This window comes from Cohnella sp. GCM10012308 (assembly GCF_042649185.1).
In the GTDB taxonomy this organism is placed as follows: Bacteria; Bacillota; Bacilli; order Paenibacillales; family Paenibacillaceae; genus Cohnella.
The window spans coordinates 176,715-203,448 of record NZ_JBHRYU010000006.1 but is presented as its reverse complement, the minus strand read 5'-3'; the positions used below and the strand labels follow the sequence as shown (position 1 = coordinate 203,448).

Genomic DNA, 26,734 nt, shown 5'->3' with positions numbered 1-26,734 from the left:
CCGATCACTTGATGCCGGTCATCGTAATGCCTTTAATGAAGTAACGCTGCGCGAACAGGAACACGATAAAAATCGGTACGAAGCTGACGACGTTGCCGGCCATCAGCAGGTTCCATTCCGTCGACCATTGCCCTTGCAGCTTGCTGAGGCCCAGCGGCAGCGTCATTAGCTCCTTGCTGTTGACCGCGATGAGCGGCCACAGGAAGTTGTTCCAGGAGCTCATGAACGCGAAGATGGACAGCGCCGACAGCGTCGGCTTGACGAGCGGGACGATCACGCTGAAAAAGACCCGGTAGTAAGAAGCGCCGTCGATAAAGGCGGCCTCCATGAGCTCGTTCGGGATCGTCATGATGTTCTGGCGCAGCAGGAACGTCCCGTAGGCGCTGAAGATGCCCGGCAAAACGAGCCCCGCGTACGTGTCGATCAGATCGGTGCGCGAGAATAAAATGAACAAGGGCACGAGCGTCACCTGCGCCGGGATCATCATCGTCGTCAGAAACAGGACGAACAGGGTCTGCCGGCCCCTGAACGCGATCTTGGCGAACACGTAAGCCGCCATCGTGCAGATCGCAAGCTGCAGCAGCGTCGTCGCGACGGCCACGGACGCGCTGTTCGCGAAGAAGCGATACAACGGAAAGTACGCCTCGATCTCGGCGAAGTTGTCGAAGTTCCAACGCGAGGGCAACAGGCGCGGAGGCATCGCCACGACCTCCAGATTGTCCTTGAAGGCGCCCATCAGCATCCATAGGAACGGAAATGTCAGCGCGATCCCGAGCAGCGCCAGGAACAAATGCGCCGCCCAGTCCATGACGCTCTTTTTCCTACCTGTCATAGACGACCCACCTCCGTTGAACCTGCTGCAGCACCATCGTCGAAGCCAGGATGATGACCATCAGCACCCAGGATTGCGCGGAGGCGAAGCCCATCTTGTTGAACTGGAAGGCGTTGCGGTACACCTGCTCGACGATCGTGCTCGTCGCGCCGGCCGGGCCGCCGTTCGTCATGATGAGCACCTGGTCGAACAGCTGGAACGAATTGATGAGCGAGATCGTCACGACAAAATAAAGCGTCGGAGACAGCAGCGGAACCGTAATTCGCCACAGCTTGCTCCAGGCGGAGGCGCCGTCGAGCTGCGCCGCTTCGTAGTAATCCTCCGAGATGTCCTGCAGACCCGCCAGCAGGATGATGGACACGAAGCCGATGTCTTTCCAGAGCGTCACCAGAATAATCGCGACCATCGCCCAGAAGTCGTCCTGCAGCCAGATCGGCCCTTGGATGCCGACCTTCGCCAGCAAATAATTGATGAGTCCGCTCTGTCCGTTCAGCAGCCAGCGCCAGACGATCGATACGGCGACCCAGGACGTAATGACGGGCACGAACACGGCCGCCCGGTACAGCTTCACGCCGCGGATCGGCCGGTTGAGCAGTACCGCGAGCAGCGTGCCGAGCACGACGATCGACGGCAGATAACCGAGGAGAAAAACGAATACGTTGCGGATCGCGGTATAAGACTTCTCCTCTCTGAACACCTGCGCGTAGTTGTCCCAGCCGATGAAGTTCATCTTCGTCCAGTGCGTCAGCAGATCCCAATCGGTGAAACTGATGATGATCGACGATATCATCGGCAGCAATTGGAACGCCAGCAAACACAGCAAAGCGGGCGTTAAAAAGACGATAGCAGCCGTCCGGCGGCTCCACTTGCGCTGTCCGACCATGCCACCCTTTCCTTTCCGTCAGGCGGGGAGGGAAGACCGCCGCGCGGCGGTCTTCTCGTCTCCTGAATGTTGTGAAAAGCCTACTTCACGAGCGCTTCGACCTTTTTCTGCGCCGCGTCGAGCGCTTCCTGCGCGGTAGAGCGGCCGAGCTTCGCCTTGTCGAGCTGTTCGCCGACGGCGGCCGTGAATTCGCCCCACTTTTCCGGCTTGGGGCCGACCGGCGGCAGTACGAGCGAATCCAGCGCATCGGTCACGACCTGCTTCGACTCCGGCGGCTTCTGCTTGTAGTAAGCGTCCAGCACGGCCGGGTCCGTAACCGCCGGAATGCTCCAGCCCGCATCGATCCGCTTGGACACCGCTTCCGGCGCGCTTGTGAAAAACTTCAGGAAACGCCACGCAGCGTCGGCATTTTTGGTCGTCTTCGCAGCCACGAGACCGTCCGCGAAGAAGTGGTGCGCCTTTTGCGTGTTGCCCGGCTCCAGCGCGATGTCCCAGTTGAACTTCGCTTCGCTGAACTTGGCGAAGTTCCAGATGCCGAACCGTGCCATCGCCAGCTTGCCGTTCACGAAGGCGTTCAGGTCCGCGTCAGGCTGGTTGAACGTATCGTCGTTAAGCGGCGGCGACACCTTGTATTTGGAAGCTTTGTCGAGCATCCACTGCAGCGCCTCCACGTTGGCCGGGCTGTTCAGCGTCGGCTTGCCGTCCGCGCTCCATACGCCGCCGCCGTTCTGGGCGATCGTCTTGTAAAATTCGTAGAATTGGATCGGCGCGTACGTGCCCCAGATGCCCTGCTTGGCGTCGGTGAGCTGCTTGGCCGCTTCCAGCTCTTCCTTCCAGGTCCAGGACGCATCCGGATACTTAAGCCCCTTGGCGTCGAACAGATCCTTGTTGTAGTAAAGGACGACATCGGAGAAGCTCTCCGTCACGCCCATCTGCTTGCCGTTATAATTAAACGCATCATAGGCAAGCTTTTTGTAGACGTCCGGATTAAACGAGCTGTCCGCCGCGATGGAAGGCGTCAGATCGAGCAGTTGGTCCTTGGCCGCATAGGTCAGGAAATTCTCGTAGCCGACCTCGAACAGATCCGGCGCGCTGCCGCTGGCGAGCAGCGTATTCAGCTTCGTCGTGTAGTCCGCGTACGGAACGACCTCGTAATCCACCTTGATGTCGGCATTGGCCGCCTGGAAGGCGTCGATCATCGCCTTCAGCGTCTGCTCCTGGCCGGAAGCGGTGTAGGTCATCAGCTTAAGCGTGACCGGATCTTTGGCCGAAGGGGCCGGAGAATCGGACGGCGCGGCCGTGGCCGATGCCGAAGCAGATGCAGATGGAGACGCTTGCGGCGAAGCCGCGGAAGGACTTGCCGTGTTATTCTCTTTGTTTGCGCCGCAGGCGCTGAGCACGATCGTCGTGCCGAGCAGCAGCAGAGCCCCGCTTTTGGTCCGCAATGATACCCTCTCCTTTTCAATATGGACGCTTCAGATAGACAATTATGACCAATCGATCGGCAGATCGAATTATCGGCGGGAGCGCCGACTTGATCACCTCCAGGCATCGTTTACCGCCTTGTAACCGCATTCATATTGCTGGAGAGACGCGAGCTGACCATGCCCTCGTCTCTTCGGCGCGCGAACGGTCAGTTCGGCTTCAACCGTTGCACCGTCTGCCGAATCGCCATCTCCAGCCGCGTGACGCTCGGATCTTCCGCCAGCGATTCCTCGCCTTCCTCGATCGCCTTGAGCAGCCGTCCCGCCGCCATCTCGCCTCTGGCAACGATGTTCTGCCTGACCGTCGTGAGCGGCGGATTGCACATCCGGGCGACCGGAATATCGTCGAAGCCGACGACCGAGACGTCTTCCGGCACTCGCTTGCCCGCATCGGACAGCCCCCGCAGCAAGCCAAGCGCGACAAGGTCGCTCGAGGCGAACACCGCCGTAATCTCGGGATGTCCGGCCGCGATCGCGGCCGCCGCCTCCTGCCCGTATTCGTAGCTGACCGAATGCTCGAACACATAATCCGAATTGTAGAAAAGGCCTGCTTCCTTCAGTGCGCGCTTGTAGCCGAGGAATCTCTTTTCGACGACGCCGTCTTTGCGGATCAGTCCAGTAACCAGCGCGATGTTCGTATGTCCGTTGTCGATCAGCAGCTTGGTCGCCATGTAGCCGCCGGCTTCGTCGTCGATCGAGACGGTCTGGAAGTAGCTGTCGTTCACGTAGCTGTCGATCAGCACGATCGGCACCTTGACCCGCTTCAGGTCGTCATAGAAGCTCTCTTGATAGATGCCCATGATAATCGCGCCGTCCAGATTGCGTTGCATGGACGTATCCAGATAGCCTTCGCCTTTGTCGACGCCCGAGAGAATCATGTGGTAGCCGGACTGGCGAAGTCTGGCTTCGATGCCGCACACGAGCTCCGAGTAGAACGGATTTTGCAGCAGCAGCTGCTTCTGGTCCTCCGTCTGGGGGATGACGACCCCGATCAGCTTCGATCGGGTACCCGCCAGGCTTCGCGCCGAGAAATCGGGAATGTAATTCAACTCGCTGACCGCGCGGCGAACCTTGGACGCGGTCTCCTGCGACACCTTGCCTTCCCGGCCGTTCAATACGTAGGACACGGCCGCCGTGGATACGCCTGCGCGCTCCGATACGTCACGAATGGTAATGCGTTTCAATGGGGTCACCTTCTGCGGGCTGTTGCCAATCCGTTTATTTGAATTACTTTAAACGCTTAACCTTACACTGTGATTATATGAAGGTTTGTTAGCGATTTCAAGCGTTATTTTATAAAATTATTCCATTATTTAAGTTAAACGCTTTAACCAAATTGGCATATTGGCGTGAAATGCGGACAAGAACGTCGCGCCACGGTAAAAGTGCGATTAGGATCCGGCACATCCGGCTCCAAAACATGAATTGGCGGCGGCACCTCATTCTTGACGTTAATTGTGAGCAAGAGGTTCTAGCTGGAGCCACATAACAAGACCGTGCCGTTAACCGAGATCAAGAAGCTTCAGATAGGACTACTTAGTTGGACCGAGGCGCAAACCGAGGCTATGAAGCTCCAGATAGGACTACTTTGCAGGACCGCGACGTTAACCGAGGCCATGAAGCTCCAGATAAGACTACTTAGCGGGACCGCGACGTTAACCGGGACTAAGAGGTTCCAAAAAGGACTACCTAAGGGGACCGCGACGTTAACCCAGACTAAGAGGTTCTAGATAAGACTACATAGCGGTACCGAGGCCTCGCCCACAAACGCAAAACGGAATGAAGCAGGTCCCCCCGCTTCATCCCGTTAACGTTAACCTCTTCAGGCTTTGCTGTTTTGCAGCGGCAGCCATGCCAGTACGCGCTGGATATGCTCGTCCCAGTAGGCCCAGCTATGATTGCCTGGCCCCTCCTCGTAATCGAGCGCGATGCCGAGCGACCGGGCATGGTCGCGGAAGCGGACGTTTTGCGAGTAGAGAAAATCCTCCGTGCCGCAGCACTGGTACAGCTTGGGCAGCGAGACGCCGCCGGCGGCGGCGCGGTCCGCGAGCGCGAACAAGTCGTCGTCGGAGCCGGCCGCCTCCTCCGGGCTGCCGAAGATCCACTTGTATTCCGCCGCGGAAAACGGACTGCCGTCATAAATCAATCCCGCGATGTCCATGGCGCCGGACAGGCTCGCGACGGCCGCGAACTTCCCGGGCGCGCCCAGCCCGAGCTTCATCGCGCCGTAGCCGCCCATCGACAGACCCGCGGCGAAGTTATCCTCCCGCTTGTCCGAGATCGGGAACAACGATTGCGCGATATGCGGTAGCTCCTCGCTGACGAACTCCCAGTAATTGAGACCGCTTTTCATATTCGTGTAAAAGCTTCTGTGCACCTCCGGCATAACGACCGCGATGCCGTATTCGGCCGCATACCGCTCGACGGACGTGCGCCGCAGCCAGATCGAATGATCGTCCGACAGGCCGTGCAGCAGGTACAGCACCGGATATTTGTCCCCCGACGGCGCGCCGCCCGCTTCCACGCCGATGCCGTAGCTGCGTTCAGGGATGACGACGTTCATGCCGACGTTCAGACCGAGCGTCTGCGCAAAAAAACTGCATTGAATGAGTGCCATCGACTCTCTCGCCTCCTGCGAATATCAACCTGTTACTTCTACATAGTAGAAGATCGCAGTCCGCGCCGCAAGGGAAGCATCCTGCTCAATAGTAGCCTCGCAGATCGACCTTGACGCCCGTCCGCGCGCTGTCGATCGCGCCGAGCACCATGGCCATGCTCTTGACGTTGTCGCGGCAATCCGTCTCGGCCCGGCGTCCCTCCGTCAAGGAGGCGAACATCTCGTCGAGACAGCCGTGGTGTCCGGACCGTCCCTCCCATTCGAACGCTGCTTCGACCCGCTCATAGCCGCGGATAAACTTGTCCGACTGATCGCCGCTCGCCACGACTTCCGCATAGGGAGCGCCCGCGCCGTCCCATATCGCCGTACCGCGCTCGCCGCTCACGCGCCACTGCGACTCCCATGAGGTCTGGGCGCCCTCCGCGCACCAGGAGCCTCTATAGCAGAACACGGAACCGTCCGACATCTCGAACACGCAGATTGCCGACGCGTTGCCCGCGTACCAGGAGCCCGGCGGGTTGAATTCGTGGCAGTACACCGATACCGGATCCGCGCCGGTGATGAACCGGGCCTGGTCGAACGTATGAATCGCCATATCCAAAATAAGCGGGCTGTCCATCGCGTCGCGGAAGCCGCCGAAGTGCGCGCCGATAAAGAAGTCTGCGCCGACGTAACCCGTCTTGCCGATCGCGCCGCCCTGCACGAGTCCGCGCAGCGCGCGGATGTTGGGGTCGTAACGGCGATTCTGCATGACGGCGTAGGACCCGCCCGTCCGATCCGCGATGCCGATCAGCTCGCGCGCGGCTTCCATCGTTTCGGCCATCGGCTTTTCGCCGAATACGCTTGCCCCCGCGTTCAGCGCCGTGCTGCACACCGCAAAGTGGCTCGCGGGAATCGTCACGTCGAACACGAGATTGGCGCCCGTCTCCGCCAGCGCCTGCGCCAGATCCGTGTATATTCCGCAAGTCAGGCCGTACCTGTCCGCCATCGCCTGCGCGAATTCCGCCTTGATGTCCACGAGCCCGACGATCTCCGCGTCCTCGCGCGCCAGCGCGTATTCCACCCAAGTTCTTGCCATGCCGCCGCAGCCGGCGACCACGATTCGATATGCGCTCATCTTCGTCCAACGCTCCCTTATACCGGATTCGGCACGAAGTCGCCGCCGCGGCTCCGTTTCAAATAATTCAACGCATGCACTTGCCCCGTCATCTCCAGCTCGTCTTTGTACACCGGATCGTGCCAGCCCTCGATGTCGATCGTACCTTGGTAACCGGACTGTCGCAGGATCGTGATGACATCCGACCAGTTCGTGTCGCCGAAGCCCGGCGTGCGGTGCCAGACAAACGGCTTCGGTCCGTGAATGCCATATTCCCGCACGACATCCCACGCGATCGTCGCGTCCTTGCCGTGAACGTGGAACACGCGGTCAACCCATTTCCGCAGCTGCGGAATCGGATCGATCAGGCTGACCATCTGGTGCGTGGGCTCCCACTCGAGTCCGATATTGTCCAGCGGAATGCTGTCAAACATCATCTCCCAGGCCGTCGGATTGTGCGCGATGTTCCAATCGCCCGACCGCCAGTCGCCGCCCATGTCGCAGTTCTCGAACGCAAGGCGCACGCCCCGGTCCGCGGCGCGGCGGGCCAGCTCGCCGAACACCTCGGCGAACTTCGGGATCGACGCGTCGATCGGCTCGCCTACCAGTCTGCCCGTAAAACCCGATACGATGTTCGCGCCGAACAAATGCGCGTGGTCGATCAGCCGCTCCCAGCTTGCCAGCGTATCGGCATTGTCGCCGTGGCCGGTCAGCGGATTGCCGAATACGCTTACAGCCGAGATGACGATGTCCCGGTCTCCGATCGCTTCCCGCACCCGCTTCGCCGTCTCCGCCAGATCGGCGCCGCCGGTCGTCTGCCAATACGTCAAGTTAAACGATTCAAAGCCGTAAGGCGCGATCTGCGGGATGACCCGCGCCGCGTCTCCGCCCCCGACCAACGTGCCGATGCGGATGCCCGTATGCTTGCCCGTCGCTGCGCCGCCCTGTTGTCCGGTCATTGTATTCCACTCCGATCCTAAGCTATATTGAATGAACTAGGTCGATTATAGCCTTATGCTTGCGCTCGATCTCTATACAATCTTGCGGTTATATAGCCCGATCTTGGGCATCTTGGGGAGGCGCGGCGCTCATGCATCCGCCGGAATTAAGAGAGAATACTTACTTAAGCGACGGCGCTTATCCCGTCAATCTGTTCCGCAACGTCTGTCCGCCTGGCGCGATCGGCAGAAGCGCGCTTTATTTGCATTGGCACGATCATTTCGAATGGATCTACACGGTGTCCGGACGCGCGATCTTCCATATCGACAGCCAGCCGCACGAGACGGCGCCCGGCGATCTGCTGCTGGTACCGTCTGGCGGCTTGCACGTCGGATACGCGCTCACGGAGGAGCCGGTCGAGTATTGGTCGCTCGTCTTCAACCGCTCGCTGCTCCAGGGGCTTCCGGTCGATCCCCTGCATGACCGCTACTTGTCCGCGTATGCGGAAGGGAGTCAGCGGTTCCCGGTCAAGTTCGCGGCGGACGAAGCCCAATATGAACCGATACGGCGCGGCATCCTGGAGATCGGAGAAGAGTTCGCGGGAAAAAAACGCGCCTACGAGCTGGTCGTCAAGGCGAAGCTGTACCAGTTGTTCGCGCTCGCGGCCCGCCTGTGCATGCCGGAACGCGACGGCGAGCAGGCGGACCGGACCGGCCGGCGGATGGACCGCTTCAAGTCGCTCATTTTGCACATCGAGGCGCATTATGCGAACAAGCTGACGATCGAGGATGCCGCGCGGCTCGTCAGTCTCAATCCTTATCATTTTTGCAAAGTGTTCAAAAACGCGACCGGGCGCACCTTCGTGGAGTTCGTCAACCAGCACCGGATGAACGTGGCGGACCGGCTGCTGCGGGAGGGCGAGCTCACGGTGACGGAGATCGCCGAGCGGGTCGGCCTCGACAATCCGAATTATTTTACGAAGCTGTTCAAGCAAATCAAAGGTATGACGCCCTCCGAGGCTAAAAAAAGAGGCGGCGGATAAGCGAGCTCGCGCCTATCTTCCGCCGTCCAGCAAACGCTTGAGCGCCTCGACCGCCTGTTCCGCGCGCCGGTTCAAGGCTCGCTTGTCCTTAAGCCCGTGCGCTGCCAGATCGTGCCCGGCGTCCAGAATCAGCGGCTTCTCGACAATATCGTCCAATAGAATCTTGGCCGTCCGCAGCGACTCATGCAGCATCGATACGGGCGCCGTGCCCTGAAGCGCCTGCAGCATCGCGACGATCCGCTCGGCGTACATCAGCTTGACGAGGCTGTCCGCGCTCATAAGATGCCTGGCCGCGAACTTGATCGTGCGTTCCAACGGGCGGACGTCCTTGCGGTCCCTGACGATTTCCTCCAGCCGGCCGACGGCTTCCCATCCCCGAATCGACAGTTCGCCCGCCAAGGCTTCGATCAGCTCATCGAGCCACTTCGCTTCGTCCTCCGGCGATGCGCCGAACGCTTTGTACGCCTCGTATTCGCCGGCCCGGTACATCCGGATCGTGCTGCCCCCGTACGTCAAATAAATCCGTTTCGCATCCAATTCTTCGTTCATTGCAGTACCGCCTTTATTCCGTTGTTTGCTCACTATCATACCATGCCGGCTGGCGGAGGTCCGCAGCGGAGGCTCCCGTTTTGACTTATTCCCGACATCTAGCGGCTTTAAAATGAGTGATGCGGCGCATGTTTGCGCTGCCGCCCGGCGCGTCCGGGTGTATAATGTGAAGCATTGAGCGCCGAAGGCGACAGACGAGCCGCCGGTATAACGGAGGAAGCCCCATGGGACCGATCATGATCGTAGAAGACGAAGAAGCCATCGCGCGCGTGCTTGCCGCATATGTGCGCAAGGCCGGCTTCGAATGTTTGATTTGCAAGGACGGATCGCAGGCGCTGGCGTCGTTCGAAGCGGCGAAGCCCGTGCTCGTATTGCTGGACGTCATGCTGCCGGGCAAGGACGGCTGGGAGGTGCTGCGCGGGATTCGCGAAAAAAGCGCCTGCCCGGTCATCATGCTCACCGCGCGCGGAGAGGTCGGCGACCGGATTCGGGGACTGAACGAAGGCGCGGACGATTACATCGCCAAGCCGTTCGAGCCGGAGGAGGTCGTCGCCCGGATTCAAGCCGTGCTGCGGCGGCCGCCGCAGTCGCTCGTCGATCCGGATCAGATCGTCTTCGGCAGCCTTCGGATCGACCGGCAATCGCGCAGCGTTTATTTGAACGGCGCCGTCTTGTCCGTCACGCCCCGCGACCTTTCCCTGCTGCTGTTCCTGGCGGAGAATCCGAACCGTCTATTCGAGCGGGAGCAGCTGATCGAGAAGGTATGGGGCATCGATTACGAAGGGAGCGACCGGGCCGTCGACCTGTCGATCAAACGCCTCCGCAGCCTGCTCCTCCATTGGCCCGCGGCAGAAGGCGAGATCCGTACGTTAAGAGGGACGGGGTATCAGCTCTATGCAAATACAAGTCGCTAGCCGGCAAACGCTGCTGAGCCGGTGGACATACCGCTATGCGCTCACGCTGCTCGTCGGCCTGCTCGCGATCGGCGCGGCTTCCGCGCTGTGGATCCGTCAGGACACCGTTCACGAGCGCAAGCAAGCGCTGAAACGGTTCGCCGTCGCGGCCGCCGAGCACGTATCGGGAGCAGACGGAGCGGTCCGGATTCCGGAAGACTTGTACGAGTGGATCGACGGCACCCAGCGCGAATACCGCCTGCCCGGCCAGTTCGCGCTCGCCGTGTACAAAGCTGACGGGACGCTTGCCTTCTATAAGGCCGGGCCCGCCAAAGCGGGGGCCGGGACGCCGCCCGCGCCGGCCGCGCCTAAGCGCGCCGACCGGCTTCAAGCCTACAGGCAGGGCGACGCATACATGCTCATCGTGCCTGTCGGACGGGGCGGCGGCGCGGACGGATCGCTGCTTCTTTCCTACAGCTACGCCGAGCTCGCGCGCGTCGAACAGAATTACGCGCTCATGATCGCGTTGCTGCTCTCCGCCGGCCTGCTCGGCTGGACGATCATCTTCCTGCTGTCCCGCCACTTGCGCAAGCCGATCTACCGTCTGCGCGACGCCCTGCGGCAGATGGAAGCCGGCGATTACCGTATCGACGTGCCGGCCGACATCAAGGAAAAGGAGCTTCACGAGCTGCTCGTTTCCTTCGGCGCGATGGCCGCTCGTCTGGGACGACTGGAGGAGCTGCGTACGGAGCTGCTCGCCGGCGTCACCCACGAGCTTAAGACGCCGGTCGCTTCGATCCGCGGGCTGGTCAGCGCCGTAAGAGACGAGGTCGTGACCGGAGAGGAAGCGGCGGAATTCCTAGACATCTCGCTGGCGCAGACACGGAAGCTGGAGGTCATGGTGGCCGACCTGCTTGAATTCAACGCCTTCGCTTCAGGCAGCATCGTCATCCGCTCCGAACCGATCGACCTGGGCAAACTGCTCGCAGAGGTCGTCTACCAGTGGGGGCTGCCGGATTGGAACGGGGGGCTGGATCTCACGACGGCGCTGCCGGACGCTCCCGCCATGATCGACGGCGACGCGGGACGCATCCAGCAGATCGTCGTCAATCTGTTGAACAACGCAGGCCAGGCAATGGGCGGCAGCGGCAGCATCAAGCTCTCGATCGTACCGCAGCAAGCAGAGCGGATGTACGAGGTCGTCGTGGAGGACGACGGCCCCGGCATTCCGGAGGAGGAGCAGGAACGCATTTTCGAGCGGTACTACAGAGGCTCGGGTAAAAAGCTGTCCGTCGGCGGACTGGGCCTCGGACTGACCTACTGCCGGATGCTGGCGGTCGCCATGGGCGGCAGCCTTGCGCTGCTGCGCAGCTCTCCGCAGGGCACCGCGTTCCGGCTGCTGCTGCCCATGAAGTCTTAAAGCGTACTCCAAACCAGCTACTCGGCAGCCGGTAGCGGAAATAAGTTCCGCTACTGCATCTTACTTTGGCAAAAAAGCCGGCCCCTCAATGAGGAGCCGGCTTGTTGCTTCATGCTTTACTACATGCTTCACTTAATGCGCCGAAGCGCGTTCCTTGCCCTTATCCGCTTCGCCCGCATTTTTGTTGGCAGCTTCGCGGTCCTGCTGCATTTCCTCGACCGACTTGACGTGCAGGCGTGCAGCGCCGCGGTAGCCCTCGCGCGTCGGCAGCAGGTCGCCCGCCGCAAGCCGCGCCTTCGCCTCCGCAATAGAAGCGCCGTACTGCGGCAGCCACTGCTCCTGGGCGACGAGCATCTCGTCGACCATCTGCCAGATCTCCTTCGGATTGCAGACGGCGCCGACTAGCGGATCCATCATGAACGCCTGGCGCAGCAGCTTGTCGTCGCCGTGCACCGCGGCTTCGACGGCCAGACGCTGCACCGAGATGCTGACGTTGCATACCGCGGCAGGCCCGAGCGGCAGATCTCCGATGCGCGGCATCGAGACACCGTTGCGGTCGACGTAACCCGGCGCTTCGATGATGGCGTCGGCAGGCAGATTGGCGATGACGCCATCGTTCACCACGTTGAAGTGCCCGCGATAAACGTGGCCGGTTTCCAGGCCCTCGATGATGTAAGAGCCGTGCTCGTGGCTCCGCTCGCCCGCCTCGTACTTCAGCGCCGGATCCTTCATCCAGTTCGGGAAGTCGGTCTCGAACCAGTTGCGGCCCTCGGTACAGACGCGCAGATAACCGCCCGTCTCCCCGTTGATCCAGCTGCCGATATCGATCCAGTCGTTGATCTCGTCGGGCCGCTTGCGGTACCAAGGTACGTATTCGCTCAGGTGACCGTTCGATTCCGTGCTGTAGTAGCCAAATCGGCGCAGCATGTCGATGCGGACCTTTTCCGTGCGGCTGAAGTCCTCATGCGCCTCGAAGGCCGCGAGCAGCTTGCCGGTCAGGTCCTCCCCGTCGTGCTTGATCTGAACATACCAAGTCTGATGGTTGATACCCGCGCAGACGATATCGACATCCTCCATCTTGAGGCCGAACGCCTGCGCGATTTGCCAGTGGCCGCCCTGTACGCCGTGGCACAGGCCGATCGTCCGCACGCCGCCATACTTGTTGCAGGCCCAGGTAAGCATCGCCATCGGATTGGCGTAGTTCAGCAGCGTCACGTCCGGGGCCGCGACCTCGCGGATATCCTTGCAGATGTCGAGCATCGCGGCGATGCCGCGCTGGCCGTACATGATGCCGCCCGCGCAGAGCGTATCCCCGACGCATTGGTCCACGCCGTACTTCAGCGGAATGTCCACGTCCGTCGCGAACGCCTCGAGGCCGCCTACGCGAATCGTGCAGATGACGTACTTCGCATCCTTAAGCGCCTCTCTGCGGTCGGTCGTGGCGGAGATCCGAATGGCGAGCCCGTTTTCCTCGATATCCCGCTGGCACAGCTGCGTGACCATCTCGAGGTTGTGCGGATTGATATCCGTAAACGCAACCTCGATATTCGCAAACTCAGGCACGCTCAGCAAGTCTCTGAGCAATCCCCGCGTGAACCCGATGCTACCCGCACCGATAAACGTAATTTTGAACGACATGGACCGGTCAGCCTCCTTCTAGATATTCGCCTATGCTTGATCGCAAGCTTTCTTACAGTCATTGTAACGACCGCTCGAGAGGAAGCGTTATCAGAATTCCAGCCTATTCAAGGCTCCCGTTGTCTAAAATTACAGCTTTTCGTTAAGGTTCCATCGGTGGCGTTCTTGGGCGGAACGAAAGTCGGCAGGCGTCATTCCGGTATGCTTTTTAAATAGCGCGTGAAAGTAAGAGCGGCCGGCCACCCCTACGTATTCGCAAATGTCGGCGATCGGAATGTCGGTATGCGACAGCAGCATCTTGGCCCGCTCCATCCGGTGGGCCGTCAAGTACGCCGTCACCGGCTGGCCGACCTGCAGCTTGAACAGACGCTGAAGATAACTCGGATGCAAATTCGCCGCGCCGGCGATATCCCTGAGCATAATATTCCGGTCGTAGTTTTCCTGCATGAAAGCGATCGCCTGCCGCACGTACAGATCCGTCTGCGGGAGCCCGGCCTGGCGGCTCTCGGCCAGAAGCCTGGCGATCCGAAAGAGCACTTGGGCCATCAGCAGTTGAGCCAGCGGACCGCCGTCGCCCCCCTGCAGATCGAGCTCCAGCACGAGGCTTTTCAGCGCGTGGAGCACCTCGTCGGGATCGCTGAGCGTCACGCTCGGACCGGGCGAACGAAGGAGCGCGTCCAGCGCGGCATCTTCGCCGGCAAGCCTTCGAAGCGGCGGCACCACGCCGTCGGCGGCCGACAGGTCGAACTCCACGTTCAGCATCCGGCAAGCGCGATCGACTTGAAGCCGGTGCGGGATATTCGCGTTGAGTACGATGAAGTCTCCCTTGCGGAGCGGATGCGCCGATTCTCGGCCGCTCCCCGCGTCGATCGCAACCAGGCATTCGCCCGTCATGACGTACATAATCTCGGTCGAATCGTGGGTATGAGGGTCCATCCGGTAGACCGCCCACTCCTTAAAATAATAAGCATGGACACGCGGGCGGCAATCGCCGTTTTTCCACGCCTCATGGAACAATCCTTTATGCGCTTCCATACTTCCGCCCTCCCGTCTTGCCCATCTTATCGCATCGGACGCGCAAAGTGGAAGCCGCGCCCGGAATCGCGTATACTGGAAATAACGCATTCATCGACAGAAGGTGACTTTCTATTCATGGAAGAACAGAATGACCTGATCAAGCTGAAGCAAGCCTACAGCGAGCTTGGATTGCCCGAGGACGCGGACCGGGAGGCGCTCGACAACCGCTACTACGTACTCATGCGGAGGGCGCGCACGCAGAAGATGCGCGAACACGGCGAAGCGCCGGCCGGCGAGCGCGTCGACGAGGACAAGGTCAACGCAGCCTACCGGTTCATCAAGGACTACGAGGAAGCGCAGGCCAAGGACGCATACGCCCGCGAGACTTACGGCAGCAACCCGAAGAAGGCGGCCCGCGCCGTGAAGCGCGCCCACTTTTTCCACTATTACAAGCTTCATATTTTAGGCGCCATCGTACTTCTCATCGCCATCGGCTACGGCATCAAGAGCTACGTCGATCACCGGCACGAGCAGGCGGAGCTCGCCAAGCTCCCTCCCGTCGATGTCTCGGTCATGTTTTTCGGCAATTATTTGTACGGAGACGGCATCAACCCCGACATGACGAACGTCGAGGCGGATATTCTGAAGCAGTTCCCAGACTGGAAGCGCGTCGTCGCGGCACTCACTTACGTGCCGGCCGAGACCCGCAGCGAACAGGATATGGCGCTCCTTCAGAAGAGCATGCTCGTCCTCATGACGGACAAATCGGACTTGTACATCATGGACAAGATCAATTTCGAAAAGCTGGCGCCCCAACAGGGACTTTTGTCGCTTGACGGAGACGACATCCCCGAGAGCGTCCAGATCAAGTCCAAGACGGACGAAGATACGTCCGAACATGTTTACGGCGTGGATCTGAGCGGCTCGTCCCTCATGAAGGCGCTTGGTCTCCAGGGAACCACCGAGTTTATCGCCGGGATCCGCGGCAATGCCAAGCACCCCGACCAAGCCAAGGCATTTATCCGGCATTATTTGGGCGGTTCCTAACCGGTTCTCAATCGACCTTTCATAGCCAGATCTCCCGAAGCCCGACCGTGCGTTTTTCCGCCGGCGGGCTTTTCCATTCCCTGGTTTAATCTTCGATAGGCCCGGGTAAAAAGACGTACATTCCACTACGGGAAACTGGAGGCGATCCATATGTTCGTTCACGGCAAGTGCATCGGCCGGACGTTGTATGTGAAAACCCGCTCCGGACGCTGGGTCCATCTCAAGACGCTAAAACAAGAATAATTCCGATTCATACGGTTTCGCTTGAACGGCCGCTTCGACGCAGAAGCGGCCTTTTGATTGGCCTTTTTTTTGCGGTGCGGCGATTCGCCGCACGCGCATGAAGGGTATAAGTTATGTATCAAAGACTTCGGAGGTACGACATGTCTTCCACCTTTCTATTTATGCTGTGTCTGGTCGATGTCGTCGCCGCATCCGTTCTGCTGGCCACCGGCGTAAGTCCGGGCGTCGGCGTCACGATGCTCGTGGCGGGCTGCATCGTTTCTCTCGTCGGGGTATTCACGATCGTGCAGGCCGCGGCTCCCGCGCAGCGCGTCGAACGCAGGGCTTATAGCGGCAAGAGTCTGACGCGTTGATGTTTTTTCGTTTTTTTAATTTCGCGCACCCGGACCGGGTGCGTTTTTTTATTGGCCGTTTCGACACTCCTTCTCGTATAATGTGAATAAATATGACTAATACCGGAGGACCGCTATGGGAAAATGGCTTATGACCCTCTTATACTTGGCGGTGTCCGTCTTCCTGACGCGCCTGATTCCGTTCTCTTCTTTTTTCCGCAACCTTGACACGATGATGCATGAATTCTGCCATGCGCTGGTCGCGCTGCTGCTCTCCGGCCAGGTGCTCGGCATCGAGCTCCATTCGGATCACAGCGGCGTCACTTATACGCTGCTCTCCTCCTCCTGGTCGTCGCTCCCGGTCTCCATGTCCGGCTACGTCGGCGCTTCGCTGTTCTCCCTGCTCTTGTTCGCGCTTCACCGCCGCCGGGCGCAGCGGCTCGGACTCGCGCTGATCGTCGCCGTCGCGGCCATCATGCTCATTTTGTTCGTACACGGCGGATTCGGCATGGCCTGGCTCGCGATCTTCATCGCGTTGACCGGAACGATGCTGTTCCTGGGTCCCAAGATCCGCAGCTTTTATTATTTGCTGCTGGCTTTCCTGACGCTCGAAGAATCCGCGCTCGGTCCGATCACGCTCGCGCTTACCGCGCTAAGCAGTCCCACAAGAGCCGGCGACGCGACGAATCTGGCGAACGCGACGGGCGTGCCCGCCATCTTTTGGGCGCTGCTGTTCGTGCTCGTCTCCGTTGCCTGCGCGACCCGCTCGCTTCAGCTGTTCCTCCGCGGCAAAAAAGAAGACAAGGCATACGGGCGCTAACCGCGCGTCCGATGCCTTGTCCGTCCTCACTTGATATAAACGCTGCCGAACGGCAGCACCTCGCGCAGCAGCCGCTTGAACCAGCCGTCCCCATGCAGCTGCTCGGCCAGTCCTGGGTCAGGCGAGCCGACCTGGATCAAGGCCGGTCCGCATCCCGTCAGCTGCCACTGCACGTTCATATGCTGGCTCGCGAGCGTGTTGCCGTAGACGGACAACCTTACGTCCGCCCGCTCCGGATAAGCGACGAGCGCGCCGGATTCCGCATATAACGGCACCTCCGGATTCAGCTCGACCGACGCGAGATCCCCCGAAGCGAATACGCCCACGCGGCCCGGACCCGAGAAGCGCATGCGCACCCATTCTCTGGTGATCCATGCCGTCTTGATCTTCTGGATGCGGCTCTGCATCCGAAGGCCTTCCGTATAAAAAAGCACGTGGCGAAAGTTGAACATCAGGTCGCTGTCCTCCGGAATATCGATCACGGTCAGACTGCAGCCCGCGGGCAAGCCGAGGATGAGCTCGGCCGGTCCGGCTAGGCGAGAACGGATCCACTTGCGCTTGCGGTATGCGTTGGCCAGGTCCATAATGCGGTCTTCGCGCTGTGCGGGCCTGCCCTGAAAGGCAACGATGGCTCTCGGATGAAGGACATGCAGCGCCTCGCCTTCGTCCAACGCGATGCGCACCTGTCCAAGCGGCGCCGGGGTCGTAATTTCCATAGGCTAGGTCCTCCAGCTGCCGCTGCGCTGCCGCCGCCAGACCGAGTAGCGCCACAGCCGGATCGTCAGCAAATAGAGCAAGCCCAGCCCCAGCACCGCGGCGATACTATAGGCGGTTTTGCGGGTCAGCGCCGCGCGCGCCCGCTGCTTGTCGGTCATGGCCGCAAGCTGGGCGTTCAACGCGTCGTTCTGATCCGCCAGCGCTTTGTTGCGTTCGCTCAGCGCCTGGGTTTCCGCCAGATACTGTTCCGTCTGGCTCTGCATTTCTTCGGCTCGCCGGTTAAGCTCTTCCGTCTGCGCCTGCAGCTTCTCCTGGCTTTCAATATATTGATCTCTCAGCTCGTCCACTTTTTCGGGCGTCTGGTATATATCCTTGAAGCGGTCGTACATGGTAGCCGCGGAGGCCTCGGACGAAGCGTAAACGAACAGGAAAACGGCGCAAGCCGCGGTCAGAAGCAAAGCCCGTCTGCGTCCGGCTACCGATCGAATCTTACGTAAGGTGGTCATGGTTCTGCTCCTCTCCGCTGCTCCGCAGCCCTATGATTTTCTATTCTAGCACGATTCGGCAGCAATCGCCCGAATGCGAGCCTACAGCGCCTCGATAATATCGCCCGCGATAAGCGATGCGGCCTGCGGACGCGAGGCGGCTGCGCGGTCTCCGGCCAGGCCGTGCCAATAAACGCCGTACGCCGCCGCCTCAAGCGCGCCGAGGCCTTGTCCGAGCAAGCCGCCGATAATGCCGGCGAGCGCATCTCCCGCGCCTCCGGTCGCCATGCCCGGGTTGCCGGTCGTATTAATAAACGCACGCCCGTCCGGCGAAGCGACGACCGTGCGGGAGCCCTTCAGCACCACGGTCACGCCGTGACGCGCCGCATAGTCCCGCGCGAGACCGATCCGGTCGCGCTGCGTCTCGGGCACCGTCAAGCCCGCGAGCCGCGCCATCTCGCCCGGATGCGGCGTTATGACCGTCGGCGCATCGCGCTGCGGCCATGCGCCGGGCTGCGCGCCGGCGTCCGCGATCATGTTGAGCGCGTCGGCATCGACCAGAACCGGCGCCTGCACGCGTTCCAGCAGGCTGCGCAGCCATGCGCCGTCGCCGTCCCAGCGTCCCATGCCCGGACCGACGACGAGCGCATCGACGCCCGCTGCCGCCTCGGCCAGTTGCCCGGGCTTCACCTGCCGCCACTCCCCGGCGCCCTCGTCCGGGATCGCCCGCAGCATAATCTCCGGCGCAAAGCCCCGCAGCCCAGGCGCAGCTGCCGCCGGCTGCGCCCAGCTGACCAGACCGCTGCCGGCGCGCAGGGCGGCGCGGGCGCTCAGGAGCCCGGCGCCGCTCATGAGCGAGGATCCCGCCGCGACCAGCACATGGCCGTACGTGCCTTTGTGCGAATCCGCCTCCCGCTGCAGCGGGAACGTCAGTCCCAGCTTCGCCTTAAGCGATTCGGCATTCAATAGACAAGTGTTGACGCCGGCCCGCTCAGCCGCCCCGGCGGGAATGCCGATCCGCCGCACGGCGACCTCGCCGGCATGCGCGGCGCCGGGATGCTGATGGAGACCTCGCTTCGCGTAGGCCAGCGCTACGGTCACCTTCGCGACCATGCACGCCTTTGCGACGGCGCCGGTATCCGCGTCCAATCCGCTCGGGATATCGACGGCAACGACCGGCAGGCCGCTCTTTACGGCCGCTCCGATCAACGCAGCATAAGGCGCGCGCGGCTCTCCCGTGCCGCCGGTGCCGAGCAGCGCGTCGATCAAGCCGTCGTATCCGGCGAACCAGTCGGCGTCCGCCGAGTCGGCGCTTGAATCGGGCTGCGCGTATACCTGCGCAGGAATGCCCAGCCGGCTCGCGATATCCCGCTGCAGCGCGGCGGCGCCGCGCATCCGTTCCGGGGACTCGGCATACAGCACGGCGACGCGGTAACCCATGTCCCTGAGGTGCCGCGCGCAGACGAGCCCGTCTCCGCCATTGTTGCCTTTGCCCGCAAGGATCAGCCAGCTAGAATTCGCGCCGTTGCCGGCCGCTTCGGCATATCGTCCTGCTTCTTCAGCGACCGCTCGTCCCGCATTTTCCATTAACGCCTCCTGCGGAATGCCTAGTTCCTCGATCGTACGCCTATCGATCGCCTGCATTTCTGCGGAAGTCACGAGTTCCATCCCGCTTTCTCCTCCTTATATTGAATTATTAAACAATTTTAACTTGCCAACTGCGGTAAATTTTCTTCTTTATTCGCTTCTTGCAGTATTAATTTGTTACTATTATAGGAGGATGGGAGGAGATCGTTATCGATGTCCGATATACTGACACAGCTTAAAGAACGAACCGCGCCGCAGCATCAACGAGCGGAGCAGAACGAATATACGGCCGCAATGCTGGACCGCACGATGACGCTTGAGCAATACCAGGAATACCTGGCTTTATTTTATGGCTTCATCCTCCCTCTCGAACGCGCATTCGAAGCAAGGCCGGAATGGGACGAGCTTCGGTTCGATATCGGCGCCCGGACGAAGCACCGCTTGATCGAAGCGGACCTGCACGCTCTCGGATGGGATTCGCGCGCGATCGATAACTTGCCGCTCTGCCAAGCGCTGCCCGACCTGTCGTCATTTCCCCGAATCCTCGGATGTATGTACGTGCTCGAAGGCTCTACGTTGGGCGGCCAGATGCTCACGAAGCTGTTGATGAAATATCTGCCGGTATCGCCGGATACGAATGCCCGTTACTTCAACAGCTACGGACCGGACGTACGCGAGCGCTGGTCCGAATTCCGCGAACTGCTGTCCGCTCATGCGCGCAACGAGGAGGATGAACGCGAGATGCTGGCGGCGGCCGGCGAAACCTTCGATCGCTTGCGCGATTGGATCGAAGCTCCGAACGGGACGGTTTCCCGATAATATTCGAAAAAGGCTGGTGTGTAATGACCGATGATTACGACAACGATATCGAGAACGAACTGAATCGCTCGCTGCTAACCGAAGGCGACTTTACGAACGAACCGATCGACCTGACCAACTGCGAGAAAGAACCGATTCATATTCCAGGCATGATACAGCCCCATGGCGTGCTGCTCGCTGTAACGAACGACGACGCGCATACGGTCGTGCAGTGCAGCCGCAATACCGATCTGTTGCTCGGAGCGCCTGCAGAGTCGCTGCTCGGGCAGCCGCTGTCTGCCGTTATCGGGGAACGGGCGCTCGCGTTTATCGAGGAGTCTCTCGCCCGTCCAGCCTCAGGAGACAAGCAGCATTTTCTGGAGATGACGATCGATCTGCCCGACGGACCGGCGGAATTTTTCGCGATCCTCCACGTCAGCGACGATCTTCTGGTCGTCGAGCTGGAGCGCCCCACGGACGACGATGCGCCCGTCGTCAACGACTTCGAATGGGTGCAGGCCTTCTTTACGCGCATCAAGCGCACGCATAGCCGGGCCGGAGCCAGCCAGGTTGCCGCAGAGCTCGTCAAGGATATCCTCGGCTACGATCGCGTGATGGTATACGAGTTCGATGCGGACTGGAACGGCAAAGTCATCGCCGAAGCGAAAAACAGTACGATGGAACCTTTCCTAGGCCATCACTACCCCGCTTCGGACATTCCGAAGCAAGCCAGAGCGCTGTACGTGCGCAATTGGGTGCGCACGATCGTCGATATGGACTACGAGCCAGTGCCGGTCATACCTACGCTTCAACCCTCCGGCAAACCGCTGAACTTAAGCCTTTCCGTCCTGCGCAGCGTCTCTCCGATCCATATCGAGTATATGAAAAATATGGGCGTAGGCGCCACCATGACGATCTCGCTCATCCATGGGGGCGAGCTGTGGGGCATGATCGCCTGCCACCATGATACGCCCAAGTACGTGCCGCACCGGCAGCGCAATCTCTGCAATTTCCTGGGCTCGTTTTTCTCCAGCGAGCTTCACCAGCGCCAGCGGCTCGACGATTATCAAGACGAGCTTCAGCTCAAATCGCTGGCGCAGCGGCTGGCGCGCATCTTCGGCGCGCCGGGCACGCCCGAACAGCTGAAGAGCAAGCTGAGCGCGGACGAGGATGCGCTGCTGTCCGTGATGAACGCTTCGGGCGCCGCCGTCCAGTTCAAGGGACGCCTCCTGTTGTTCGGCAGCACGCCGGGCGCCGCCGAGATCGTCAAGCTGTCGGTGTGGCTGAGCCAGCAGGCGGAAGATTATGCGTATCATACGAGCCGGCTCTCCTCGGTTTACCCGCCGGCAGCCGCATATCCGGACAAAGCGGCAGGCGTCGTGTTCCTCTCGCTCTCTTCGGATTATCGCGACCATATTCTTTGGTTCAGGCCCGAGGTCGTCCAGACGGTAACCTGGGCGGGCGACCCCGCCAAAGCCGTCGTGCGAATCGGCGAGGGCTACCGGATCTCGCCGCGCAAATCGTTCGAGGCGTGGCAGGAGGTCGTCACGAATACGTCTCTTCCCTGGGAGCCCAAGGAGATTCATACGCTGGCCGACTTGAAGTCGATCGCGCTCAAGCAGACGGAAGAGGATCTGCGGCTGGCCGAGGAAAAGTCGATTTTGTACGCGCGCACGCTGAAGGAAAACGAGTCGCGTTACTTGCAGCTGATGGAGTATTCGGCAGTCGCGTTCGTCACGCTGACCGAAGGCCGGATCGTGTTCGCGAACTTAGAAGCCGCACGCCTGTTGAACGTCCCCGGTGCGGCGGATCTGATCGGCCGCGAGCTCGCCGACTGGATCGATCCGTCGTCCGAGACAGAGCTTGCGGAAATGCTTGGCCGCATCGTGGCGGCTGCGACGCAGCTTAGATCCTGCCGTCTCCGGATGAACGCCGCCCCCGAAGCATCGGGCGCCCCGGTCGAGCTGGAGATGACGCTTGCCCATGTCGTCTACGGCGGCAAGCCGTCGATCATGGCGATCGCCCGTGAAGCGTCGGGCGATGCCGGACAAGAAAATCTGTTCACCGAGGTGACGCGGGAGCTGTCCCGCTACATCCATACGGACAGCTTGACCGAGCTGCCCAACAGACGCTGCTTCGACGAAAACCTGGCCAAAGATTGGCAGCTGTGCGCGGACAACGGCAAAGCGATGGCGGTCGTCATGCTGGATCTCGATAATTTCCGATCGTACAACGCGATGTTCGGCTATCAAGGCGCCGACAACTGTCTACGTTGGGTCGCCGAGTCGCTGAGCGCGGTCGGGAATCTGCGAAATGCGGTCATCTCCAGATACGGCGGCGCTTCATTCGTGCTGACGCTGGCCGAGGAGCCTACGCCCGAAGGCCAAGCGAGCGTCGACATGCTCGCCGATCAACTCCGTCAGACGGTCATCTCGCTGCAGATTCCGCATCCGCAGCCCGGCATCGGCGAGTATCTGACGGCAAGCGTCGGCGTCGCGATCGAGACCAACGCCAGCGAAGGAACCTCCTCGGAGCTGGTCGCACGAGCCGAAAAGGCGCTCGCAATCGCCAAAGCCGAAGGGAAAAACCGTGTTTTCGCGCTGTAACTGTCAACACGTCAAACCCGGCTCGCGATCAAGACGCGAAGCCGGGGTTTTTGACGATCTGGCGCGAAGCCGGATCTGCTGCAGATCAAGGCGCGAAACCGGATCTGCTGATCTTCAGCTCGTCTTCCCGGTAACACGCCCGGAGCCGGTCGTACACGATTCGCCACGAATGCGGCGAATACCACTCGGTCATGCCGAGCTGCGCGTACATCGGCTCGAGTCCCAGTCTTCTCGTTCGGCGCCCGCCGCTGCCGTCACCCATCTCGTAGTCGTCGATGACGACGCGGTCCGTCACCGGCCTCAACAAAGCCGGCAAACGCTCGCTGCTGGGCAGTACGGGCGCGACGGCCGCCTGGACGGGGACGCCGGCTTCCTTGAGCCGGGCGAGCGCCTTCAGTCGCGCTGCGATCGGCGGAGCGGCTGGCGAAAAGACGCGGCGTACCGCCTCCAGGTCAGTCTCGATGGTCATGCTCACGCGGACGCGGCTGCCCATTCGCAGCAGCAGGTCGATATCGCGCGTCACCAGCGGGCTGCGCGTCTGCACGAGCAGGAAGTCCGGCGGCATCTCCGCCATCGCCTCGAGCAGCGACCGCGTGACCTGCTCCCGATACTCGGCGGGCTGATAGGGATCCGTGCTGGAGGACATAAAGATGCGGACCGGACCTTTGGCAGCGGCACGGGCAAGCTCCCGGCGCAGGAGCTCGCCCGCGCCTTGCTTGACGTCCACCCACGTTCCCCAGGCTTCTTCGCGGAACGCGGCGACCGGCATGCCCCTCACGTAGCAGTAGGTGCAGCCAAATGCGCAGCCCCCGTACGGGTTCAGCGTATGCGTATAATCTTCAAGAAAGCCCATCGCTCGATTCAGCAGCGACTTGGGCTTTTTATATTGCACCTTCGGCTGGTTGCTCACGGCTGGCGACACCTCGCGTAAATGAGTGAGAAGCGATGACTCTCGGGAAAGGGCCGGAGTCGGTCGCCATTGGCACGGCAACTTCGGGGCTGGGGGCGAAGGGCAGAACGGCAATTTGCTGCGCGAAGCGCTCCTGGACGCGAGCCCGAGTCGCTCGAAGGCGCTTCCGACCCGAGATAAGCGCTTTTGGGCGGAAAAACCGTACAACTCGCACAGAAACCGCCGCTGTAGCCGGAGTTACACGGAAAAACCGCACAACTCGCACAGAAACCGCCGCTGTAGCCAGAGTTACACGGAAAAACCGCACAACTCGCACAGAAACCGCCGCTGTAGCCAGAGTTACACGGAAAAACCGCACAACTCGCACAGAAACCGCCGCTGTAGCCGGAGTTACACGGAAAAACCACGTAACTACCGGCAGAAACCGCCGCTGTGGCAAGAGTTACACGGAAAAACCACGTAACTACCGGCAGAAATCCACAAGCCTACGGTGATGTCACTTTCTTTTTGTCTCTTCCAATATATCAGCAAGGTTACGAAATACGAGGGTCCCGACTTTGCGTTACAATGGGAACGGAGGAGGATGATCATGCCCTACGAACCGACGTTAACCCTCGCTACGCCGGAGGATTATCGTTTTTCCGCCAACCTGGGTTACTTGATGCGCTCCCCTAAAGAGTGCCTGCATCATATTCGAGATGAACGCTTGTACAAGGCGCTTCCGCTGGAGGGAACGCCGGTCGTGGAGATCGGCTCCGCCAGCGACGGCGCGCTGCTCGTCGCGTTCGCGGGCGATCGCGGCAGTCCGAGCGAGCAAGTCCGGGAGTCCGCTGTCGCCTACATCCGGGAGTGGCTCGATCTGGATACGGATCTCGCGCCGTTCTACCGGCTTGCCGCCGAGGATCCGATCCTGGCTGCCGCGGCGTCCATGCACAGAGGTCTGCGTCTGGTCGGCATTCCCGACCTGTTCGAGGCGATGGCATGGGGCATCCTCGGTCAGCAGATTAATCTCGCCTTCGCCTATACGCTCAAAGCGCGCCTGGTGGAAGCGTACGGCGGCCGAATCGCCTGCGACGGCAACGCTTATTGGACGTTCCCCCAGCCTGAGGTCATCGCCGGCCTGGAAGTCAAGGACCTGCTGCCGCTGAAGCTGACGGTCAAAAAATGCGAATATCTCATTCACGCGGCCGCGCTGATCGCCGGCGGAACGCTGTCCAAGGGGATGCTGCAGGAACTGGGATACCGCGAAGCGGAAAAAGCGCTCGTGCGCATTCGCGGCATCGGTCCGTGGACCGCGAACTATGTGCTGATGCGCTGCCTGCGGATGAAGGATGCTTTTCCGATCGACGACGTCGGCCTGCATCATGCGATTCGCCACGTCACGGGGAGTAACGCCAAGCCGCCTCGCGAGGAGATCTTGCGGCTGTCCGCAGGCTGGCGCGGCTGGGAGTCGTATGCGACATTTTATCTGTGGCGATTGCTCTACTGAACGGGCATGCCACGCAATCGACTAGGCAGTCGGCAAGTCAGCAGTTGAAAATCACCAACTGACAAATGGTACTGGCAATCAGCAGCCGGCAATCGTGCCGGCACGATTGCCGGCGGTCAAGCCCGGCCGCCCCGCTCCAGCTCGAGCAGCTTGCTCTTCATGCCGAGCCCGCCGCGATAGCCCGTGATGGCTCCGCTCTTGCCGACGACGCGGTGGCAGGGCACGCAGACGAGCACGGGATTGGCGCCGATCGCCGCGCCGACCGCGCGCATCGCGGCAGGCTTGTCTACGAGTGCGGCGATGTCGCTGTACGAGCGCGTCTCGCCGTAGGGGATGCCTAGCAGCGCTTGCCATACGGCCTGCTGGAACGCAGTTCCCCGGGCATCGACGGGCGCCTCGAACGTACGGCGGACGCCGTCCATATATTCGGCCAGCTCGCGCGCGTACGGCGCCAGCCCCGCATCGTCCCGGACGAGCTCCGCTCCCCGGATCCGTGCGTTCACCCACGACTCCAGCTGTTCGTACGGCATGTCCGGCGAGCCGACATAACAAAGCCCCCGGTCCGTGGCCGCGGCATACAGCCGCCAATTCCCGTGCTCGATTCGCGTCCAACGGACGATTTCGCCTGTCTGCAGGTTGTTCATTCCGACACCTCCACGTAAGCCGGCCGGCCTCCCAGTCTTCTGAATTCGCTGGGCGTCGTGCCGGTTCTCTGTTTAAAAACGGTAATAAAATAAGGAACGCTGCCAAAGCCTACCGCATCGGCGATCTCGGCCATCGGCATGCTCGTCGTCTCGAGCAGCTCGGTCGCCCGCGCGATGCGGGTGCGCTGCACGTATTCGACGGGCGTGACGCCCGCGATCCGTTTGAATATACGATGCAAATGATAAGGGCTGCCCCGATACAGCTCCGCGAGGCGGTCCAGCGTGATCGGCTCATAGTAGCAGCGATCGATGAATTCCGTCATCTGACCGATCCACTCCGCGTCAGGCAGCTTCCTGTCCGTCGGCCTGCAACGCTTGCAGGGACGATAGCCCGCAGCCATCGCCGGATCCGAATCCGCGAAGACCCGCACGTTCTCCCGCTTGGGCGCCCGCGATTTGCAAGAAGGACGGCAAAAAATGCCTGTCGTCATGACCGCGTACCGGAAGCGGTCGTTGTATGCCGCGTCGTTGCCGACGATTGCCGTCCATTGCGCCTCGTCAGGCGCTTCGCCCGCGTACGTTTTATTCCTGTTGTCGACGCCCATCTGCATCACCTCCCCCCAAGTATACCCGCAATCCCCGACGC

Annotated in this window: 25 protein-coding genes; 9 read left to right on the top strand and 16 right to left on the bottom strand. The window is 61.0% G+C overall.

The annotated features are described in order from the left end of the window. Window positions 1–4: 4 nt before the first annotated feature. From ACFOTD_RS10255 to ACFOTD_RS10225, 7 genes are all read right to left on the bottom strand, one after another. On the bottom strand, window positions 5–832 hold the full coding sequence (locus tag ACFOTD_RS10255) for a carbohydrate ABC transporter permease (protein ID WP_378118291.1): 828 nt from the start codon (window positions 830–832) through the stop codon (window positions 5–7). Then, entirely contained in the window at window positions 822–1,715 is an 894-nt protein-coding gene (locus tag ACFOTD_RS10250) for a carbohydrate ABC transporter permease (protein ID WP_378118289.1), read from the bottom strand. The genes ACFOTD_RS10255 and ACFOTD_RS10250 overlap by 11 nt, the downstream gene beginning before the upstream one ends. 80 nt (window positions 1,716–1,795) lie before the next feature. Then, the gene (locus tag ACFOTD_RS10245; protein WP_378118287.1) at window positions 1,796–3,160 is read right to left on the bottom strand and encodes an ABC transporter substrate-binding protein; all 1,365 of its coding nucleotides are present in this window, start codon (window positions 3,158–3,160) and stop codon (window positions 1,796–1,798) included. 188 nt (window positions 3,161–3,348) lie between these two features. Continuing rightward, the gene (locus ACFOTD_RS10240) at window positions 3,349–4,383 is read right to left on the bottom strand and encodes a LacI family DNA-binding transcriptional regulator (protein ID WP_378118285.1); all 1,035 of its coding nucleotides are present in this window, start codon (window positions 4,381–4,383) and stop codon (window positions 3,349–3,351) included. A gap of 638 nt (window positions 4,384–5,021) precedes the next feature. Further along, the gene (locus ACFOTD_RS10235; protein WP_378118284.1) at window positions 5,022–5,816 is read right to left on the bottom strand and encodes an alpha/beta hydrolase; all 795 of its coding nucleotides are present in this window, start codon (window positions 5,814–5,816) and stop codon (window positions 5,022–5,024) included. A gap of 85 nt (window positions 5,817–5,901) precedes the next feature. Beyond that, window positions 5,902–6,933, bottom strand: coding sequence for a Gfo/Idh/MocA family protein (locus tag ACFOTD_RS10230; RefSeq protein ID WP_378118282.1), 1,032 nt, complete (start codon window positions 6,931–6,933; stop codon window positions 5,902–5,904). Window positions 6,934–6,950: 17 nt separating this feature from the next. Then, the gene (locus tag ACFOTD_RS10225; protein WP_378118280.1) at window positions 6,951–7,871 is read right to left on the bottom strand and encodes a sugar phosphate isomerase/epimerase family protein; all 921 of its coding nucleotides are present in this window, start codon (window positions 7,869–7,871) and stop codon (window positions 6,951–6,953) included. Between the two features lie 131 nt (window positions 7,872–8,002). On the opposite strand from ACFOTD_RS10225, the gene ACFOTD_RS10220 reads away from it, so the two are divergent. Beyond that, entirely contained in the window at window positions 8,003–8,893 is an 891-nt protein-coding gene (locus ACFOTD_RS10220; RefSeq protein WP_378118278.1) for an AraC family transcriptional regulator, read from the top strand. 12 nt (window positions 8,894–8,905) lie between these two features. Here ACFOTD_RS10220 and ACFOTD_RS10215 read toward each other — a convergent pair whose 3' ends face one another. Further along, entirely contained in the window at window positions 8,906–9,442 is a 537-nt protein-coding gene (locus ACFOTD_RS10215) for a hypothetical protein (protein WP_378118276.1), read from the bottom strand. Between the two features lie 224 nt (window positions 9,443–9,666). Here ACFOTD_RS10215 and ACFOTD_RS10210 point away from each other — a divergent pair, with 224 nt between their 5' ends. Together ACFOTD_RS10210 and ACFOTD_RS10205 are read left to right on the top strand one after the other, a co-directional pair. After that, on the top strand, window positions 9,667–10,356 hold the full coding sequence (locus ACFOTD_RS10210; protein ID WP_378118274.1) for a response regulator transcription factor: 690 nt from the start codon (window positions 9,667–9,669) through the stop codon (window positions 10,354–10,356). Further along, on the top strand, window positions 10,337–11,755 hold the full coding sequence (locus tag ACFOTD_RS10205; protein WP_378118272.1) for a HAMP domain-containing sensor histidine kinase: 1,419 nt from the start codon (window positions 10,337–10,339) through the stop codon (window positions 11,753–11,755). The genes ACFOTD_RS10210 and ACFOTD_RS10205 overlap by 20 nt, the downstream gene beginning before the upstream one ends. 132 nt (window positions 11,756–11,887) lie before the next feature. Here ACFOTD_RS10205 and melA read toward each other — a convergent pair whose 3' ends face one another. Then, window positions 11,888–13,393: an alpha-glucosidase/alpha-galactosidase gene (gene melA, locus ACFOTD_RS10200; protein WP_378118270.1), complete on the bottom strand. Its 1,506-nt coding sequence runs from the start codon at window positions 13,391–13,393 to the stop codon at window positions 11,888–11,890. Window positions 13,394–13,522: 129 nt separating this feature from the next. Continuing rightward, entirely contained in the window at window positions 13,523–14,428 is a 906-nt protein-coding gene (locus tag ACFOTD_RS10195) for an AraC family transcriptional regulator (protein ID WP_378118268.1), read from the bottom strand. Between the two features lie 117 nt (window positions 14,429–14,545). Between ACFOTD_RS10195 and ACFOTD_RS10190 the strand changes: the two genes are divergently transcribed. From ACFOTD_RS10190 to ACFOTD_RS10180, 3 genes are all read left to right on the top strand, one after another. Continuing rightward, window positions 14,546–15,457 (top strand): J domain-containing protein, encoded by a 912-nt coding sequence (locus ACFOTD_RS10190; protein WP_378118266.1) that lies wholly within the window; start codon window positions 14,546–14,548, stop codon window positions 15,455–15,457. Window positions 15,458–15,840: 383 nt separating this feature from the next. Then, the gene (locus ACFOTD_RS10185) at window positions 15,841–16,053 is read left to right on the top strand and encodes a hypothetical protein (protein WP_378118264.1); all 213 of its coding nucleotides are present in this window, start codon (window positions 15,841–15,843) and stop codon (window positions 16,051–16,053) included. A 115-nt stretch (window positions 16,054–16,168) separates the two neighbouring features. After that, on the top strand, window positions 16,169–16,852 hold the full coding sequence (locus ACFOTD_RS10180) for a M50 family metallopeptidase (protein WP_378118262.1): 684 nt from the start codon (window positions 16,169–16,171) through the stop codon (window positions 16,850–16,852). 26 nt (window positions 16,853–16,878) lie between these two features. Here the strand turns inward: ACFOTD_RS10180 and ACFOTD_RS10175 are convergent, their stop codons facing one another. The 3 genes from ACFOTD_RS10175 to ACFOTD_RS10165 form a co-directional block, all read right to left on the bottom strand. Next, window positions 16,879–17,568 carry an AIM24 family protein gene (locus ACFOTD_RS10175; protein ID WP_378118260.1) on the bottom strand — a complete coding sequence of 230 codons (690 nt, stop codon included), beginning with the start codon at window positions 17,566–17,568 and terminating at the stop codon, window positions 16,879–16,881. 3 nt (window positions 17,569–17,571) lie between these two features. Then, on the bottom strand, window positions 17,572–18,075 hold the full coding sequence (locus ACFOTD_RS10170) for a hypothetical protein (RefSeq protein ID WP_378118258.1): 504 nt from the start codon (window positions 18,073–18,075) through the stop codon (window positions 17,572–17,574). 81 nt (window positions 18,076–18,156) lie between these two features. Further along, on the bottom strand, window positions 18,157–19,722 hold the full coding sequence (locus ACFOTD_RS10165; RefSeq protein WP_378118256.1) for an NAD(P)H-hydrate dehydratase: 1,566 nt from the start codon (window positions 19,720–19,722) through the stop codon (window positions 18,157–18,159). A gap of 132 nt (window positions 19,723–19,854) precedes the next feature. On the opposite strand from ACFOTD_RS10165, the gene ACFOTD_RS10160 reads away from it, so the two are divergent. Both ACFOTD_RS10160 and ACFOTD_RS10155 read left to right on the top strand, forming a co-directional pair. After that, a complete protein-coding gene (locus tag ACFOTD_RS10160; RefSeq protein WP_378118254.1) occupies window positions 19,855–20,460 on the top strand; it encodes a biliverdin-producing heme oxygenase in 606 nt (201 codons plus the stop codon). 23 nt (window positions 20,461–20,483) lie between these two features. Further along, window positions 20,484–23,045: a diguanylate cyclase domain-containing protein gene (locus ACFOTD_RS10155; protein ID WP_378118252.1), complete on the top strand. Its 2,562-nt coding sequence runs from the start codon at window positions 20,484–20,486 to the stop codon at window positions 23,043–23,045. 85 nt (window positions 23,046–23,130) lie between these two features. Here ACFOTD_RS10155 and ACFOTD_RS10150 read toward each other — a convergent pair whose 3' ends face one another. After that, complete coding sequence (locus ACFOTD_RS10150; protein WP_378118407.1) at window positions 23,131–23,898, bottom strand: SPL family radical SAM protein; 768 nt, start codon at window positions 23,896–23,898, stop codon at window positions 23,131–23,133. Window positions 23,899–24,544: 646 nt separating this feature from the next. Between ACFOTD_RS10150 and ACFOTD_RS10145 the strand changes: the two genes are divergently transcribed. Continuing rightward, window positions 24,545–25,444: a DNA-3-methyladenine glycosylase family protein gene (locus tag ACFOTD_RS10145; RefSeq protein WP_378118251.1), complete on the top strand. Its 900-nt coding sequence runs from the start codon at window positions 24,545–24,547 to the stop codon at window positions 25,442–25,444. A gap of 116 nt (window positions 25,445–25,560) precedes the next feature. On the opposite strand, the gene ACFOTD_RS10140 is transcribed toward ACFOTD_RS10145, so the two are convergent. Beyond that, a complete protein-coding gene (locus ACFOTD_RS10140; RefSeq protein WP_378118249.1) occupies window positions 25,561–26,088 on the bottom strand; it encodes a methylated-DNA--[protein]-cysteine S-methyltransferase in 528 nt (175 codons plus the stop codon). After that, entirely contained in the window at window positions 26,085–26,693 is a 609-nt protein-coding gene (locus ACFOTD_RS10135; protein WP_378118247.1) for a bifunctional transcriptional activator/DNA repair enzyme AdaA, read from the bottom strand. Before ACFOTD_RS10135 ends, ACFOTD_RS10140 begins: the two co-directional genes overlap by 4 nt. Window positions 26,694–26,734: the final 41 nt, after the last annotated feature.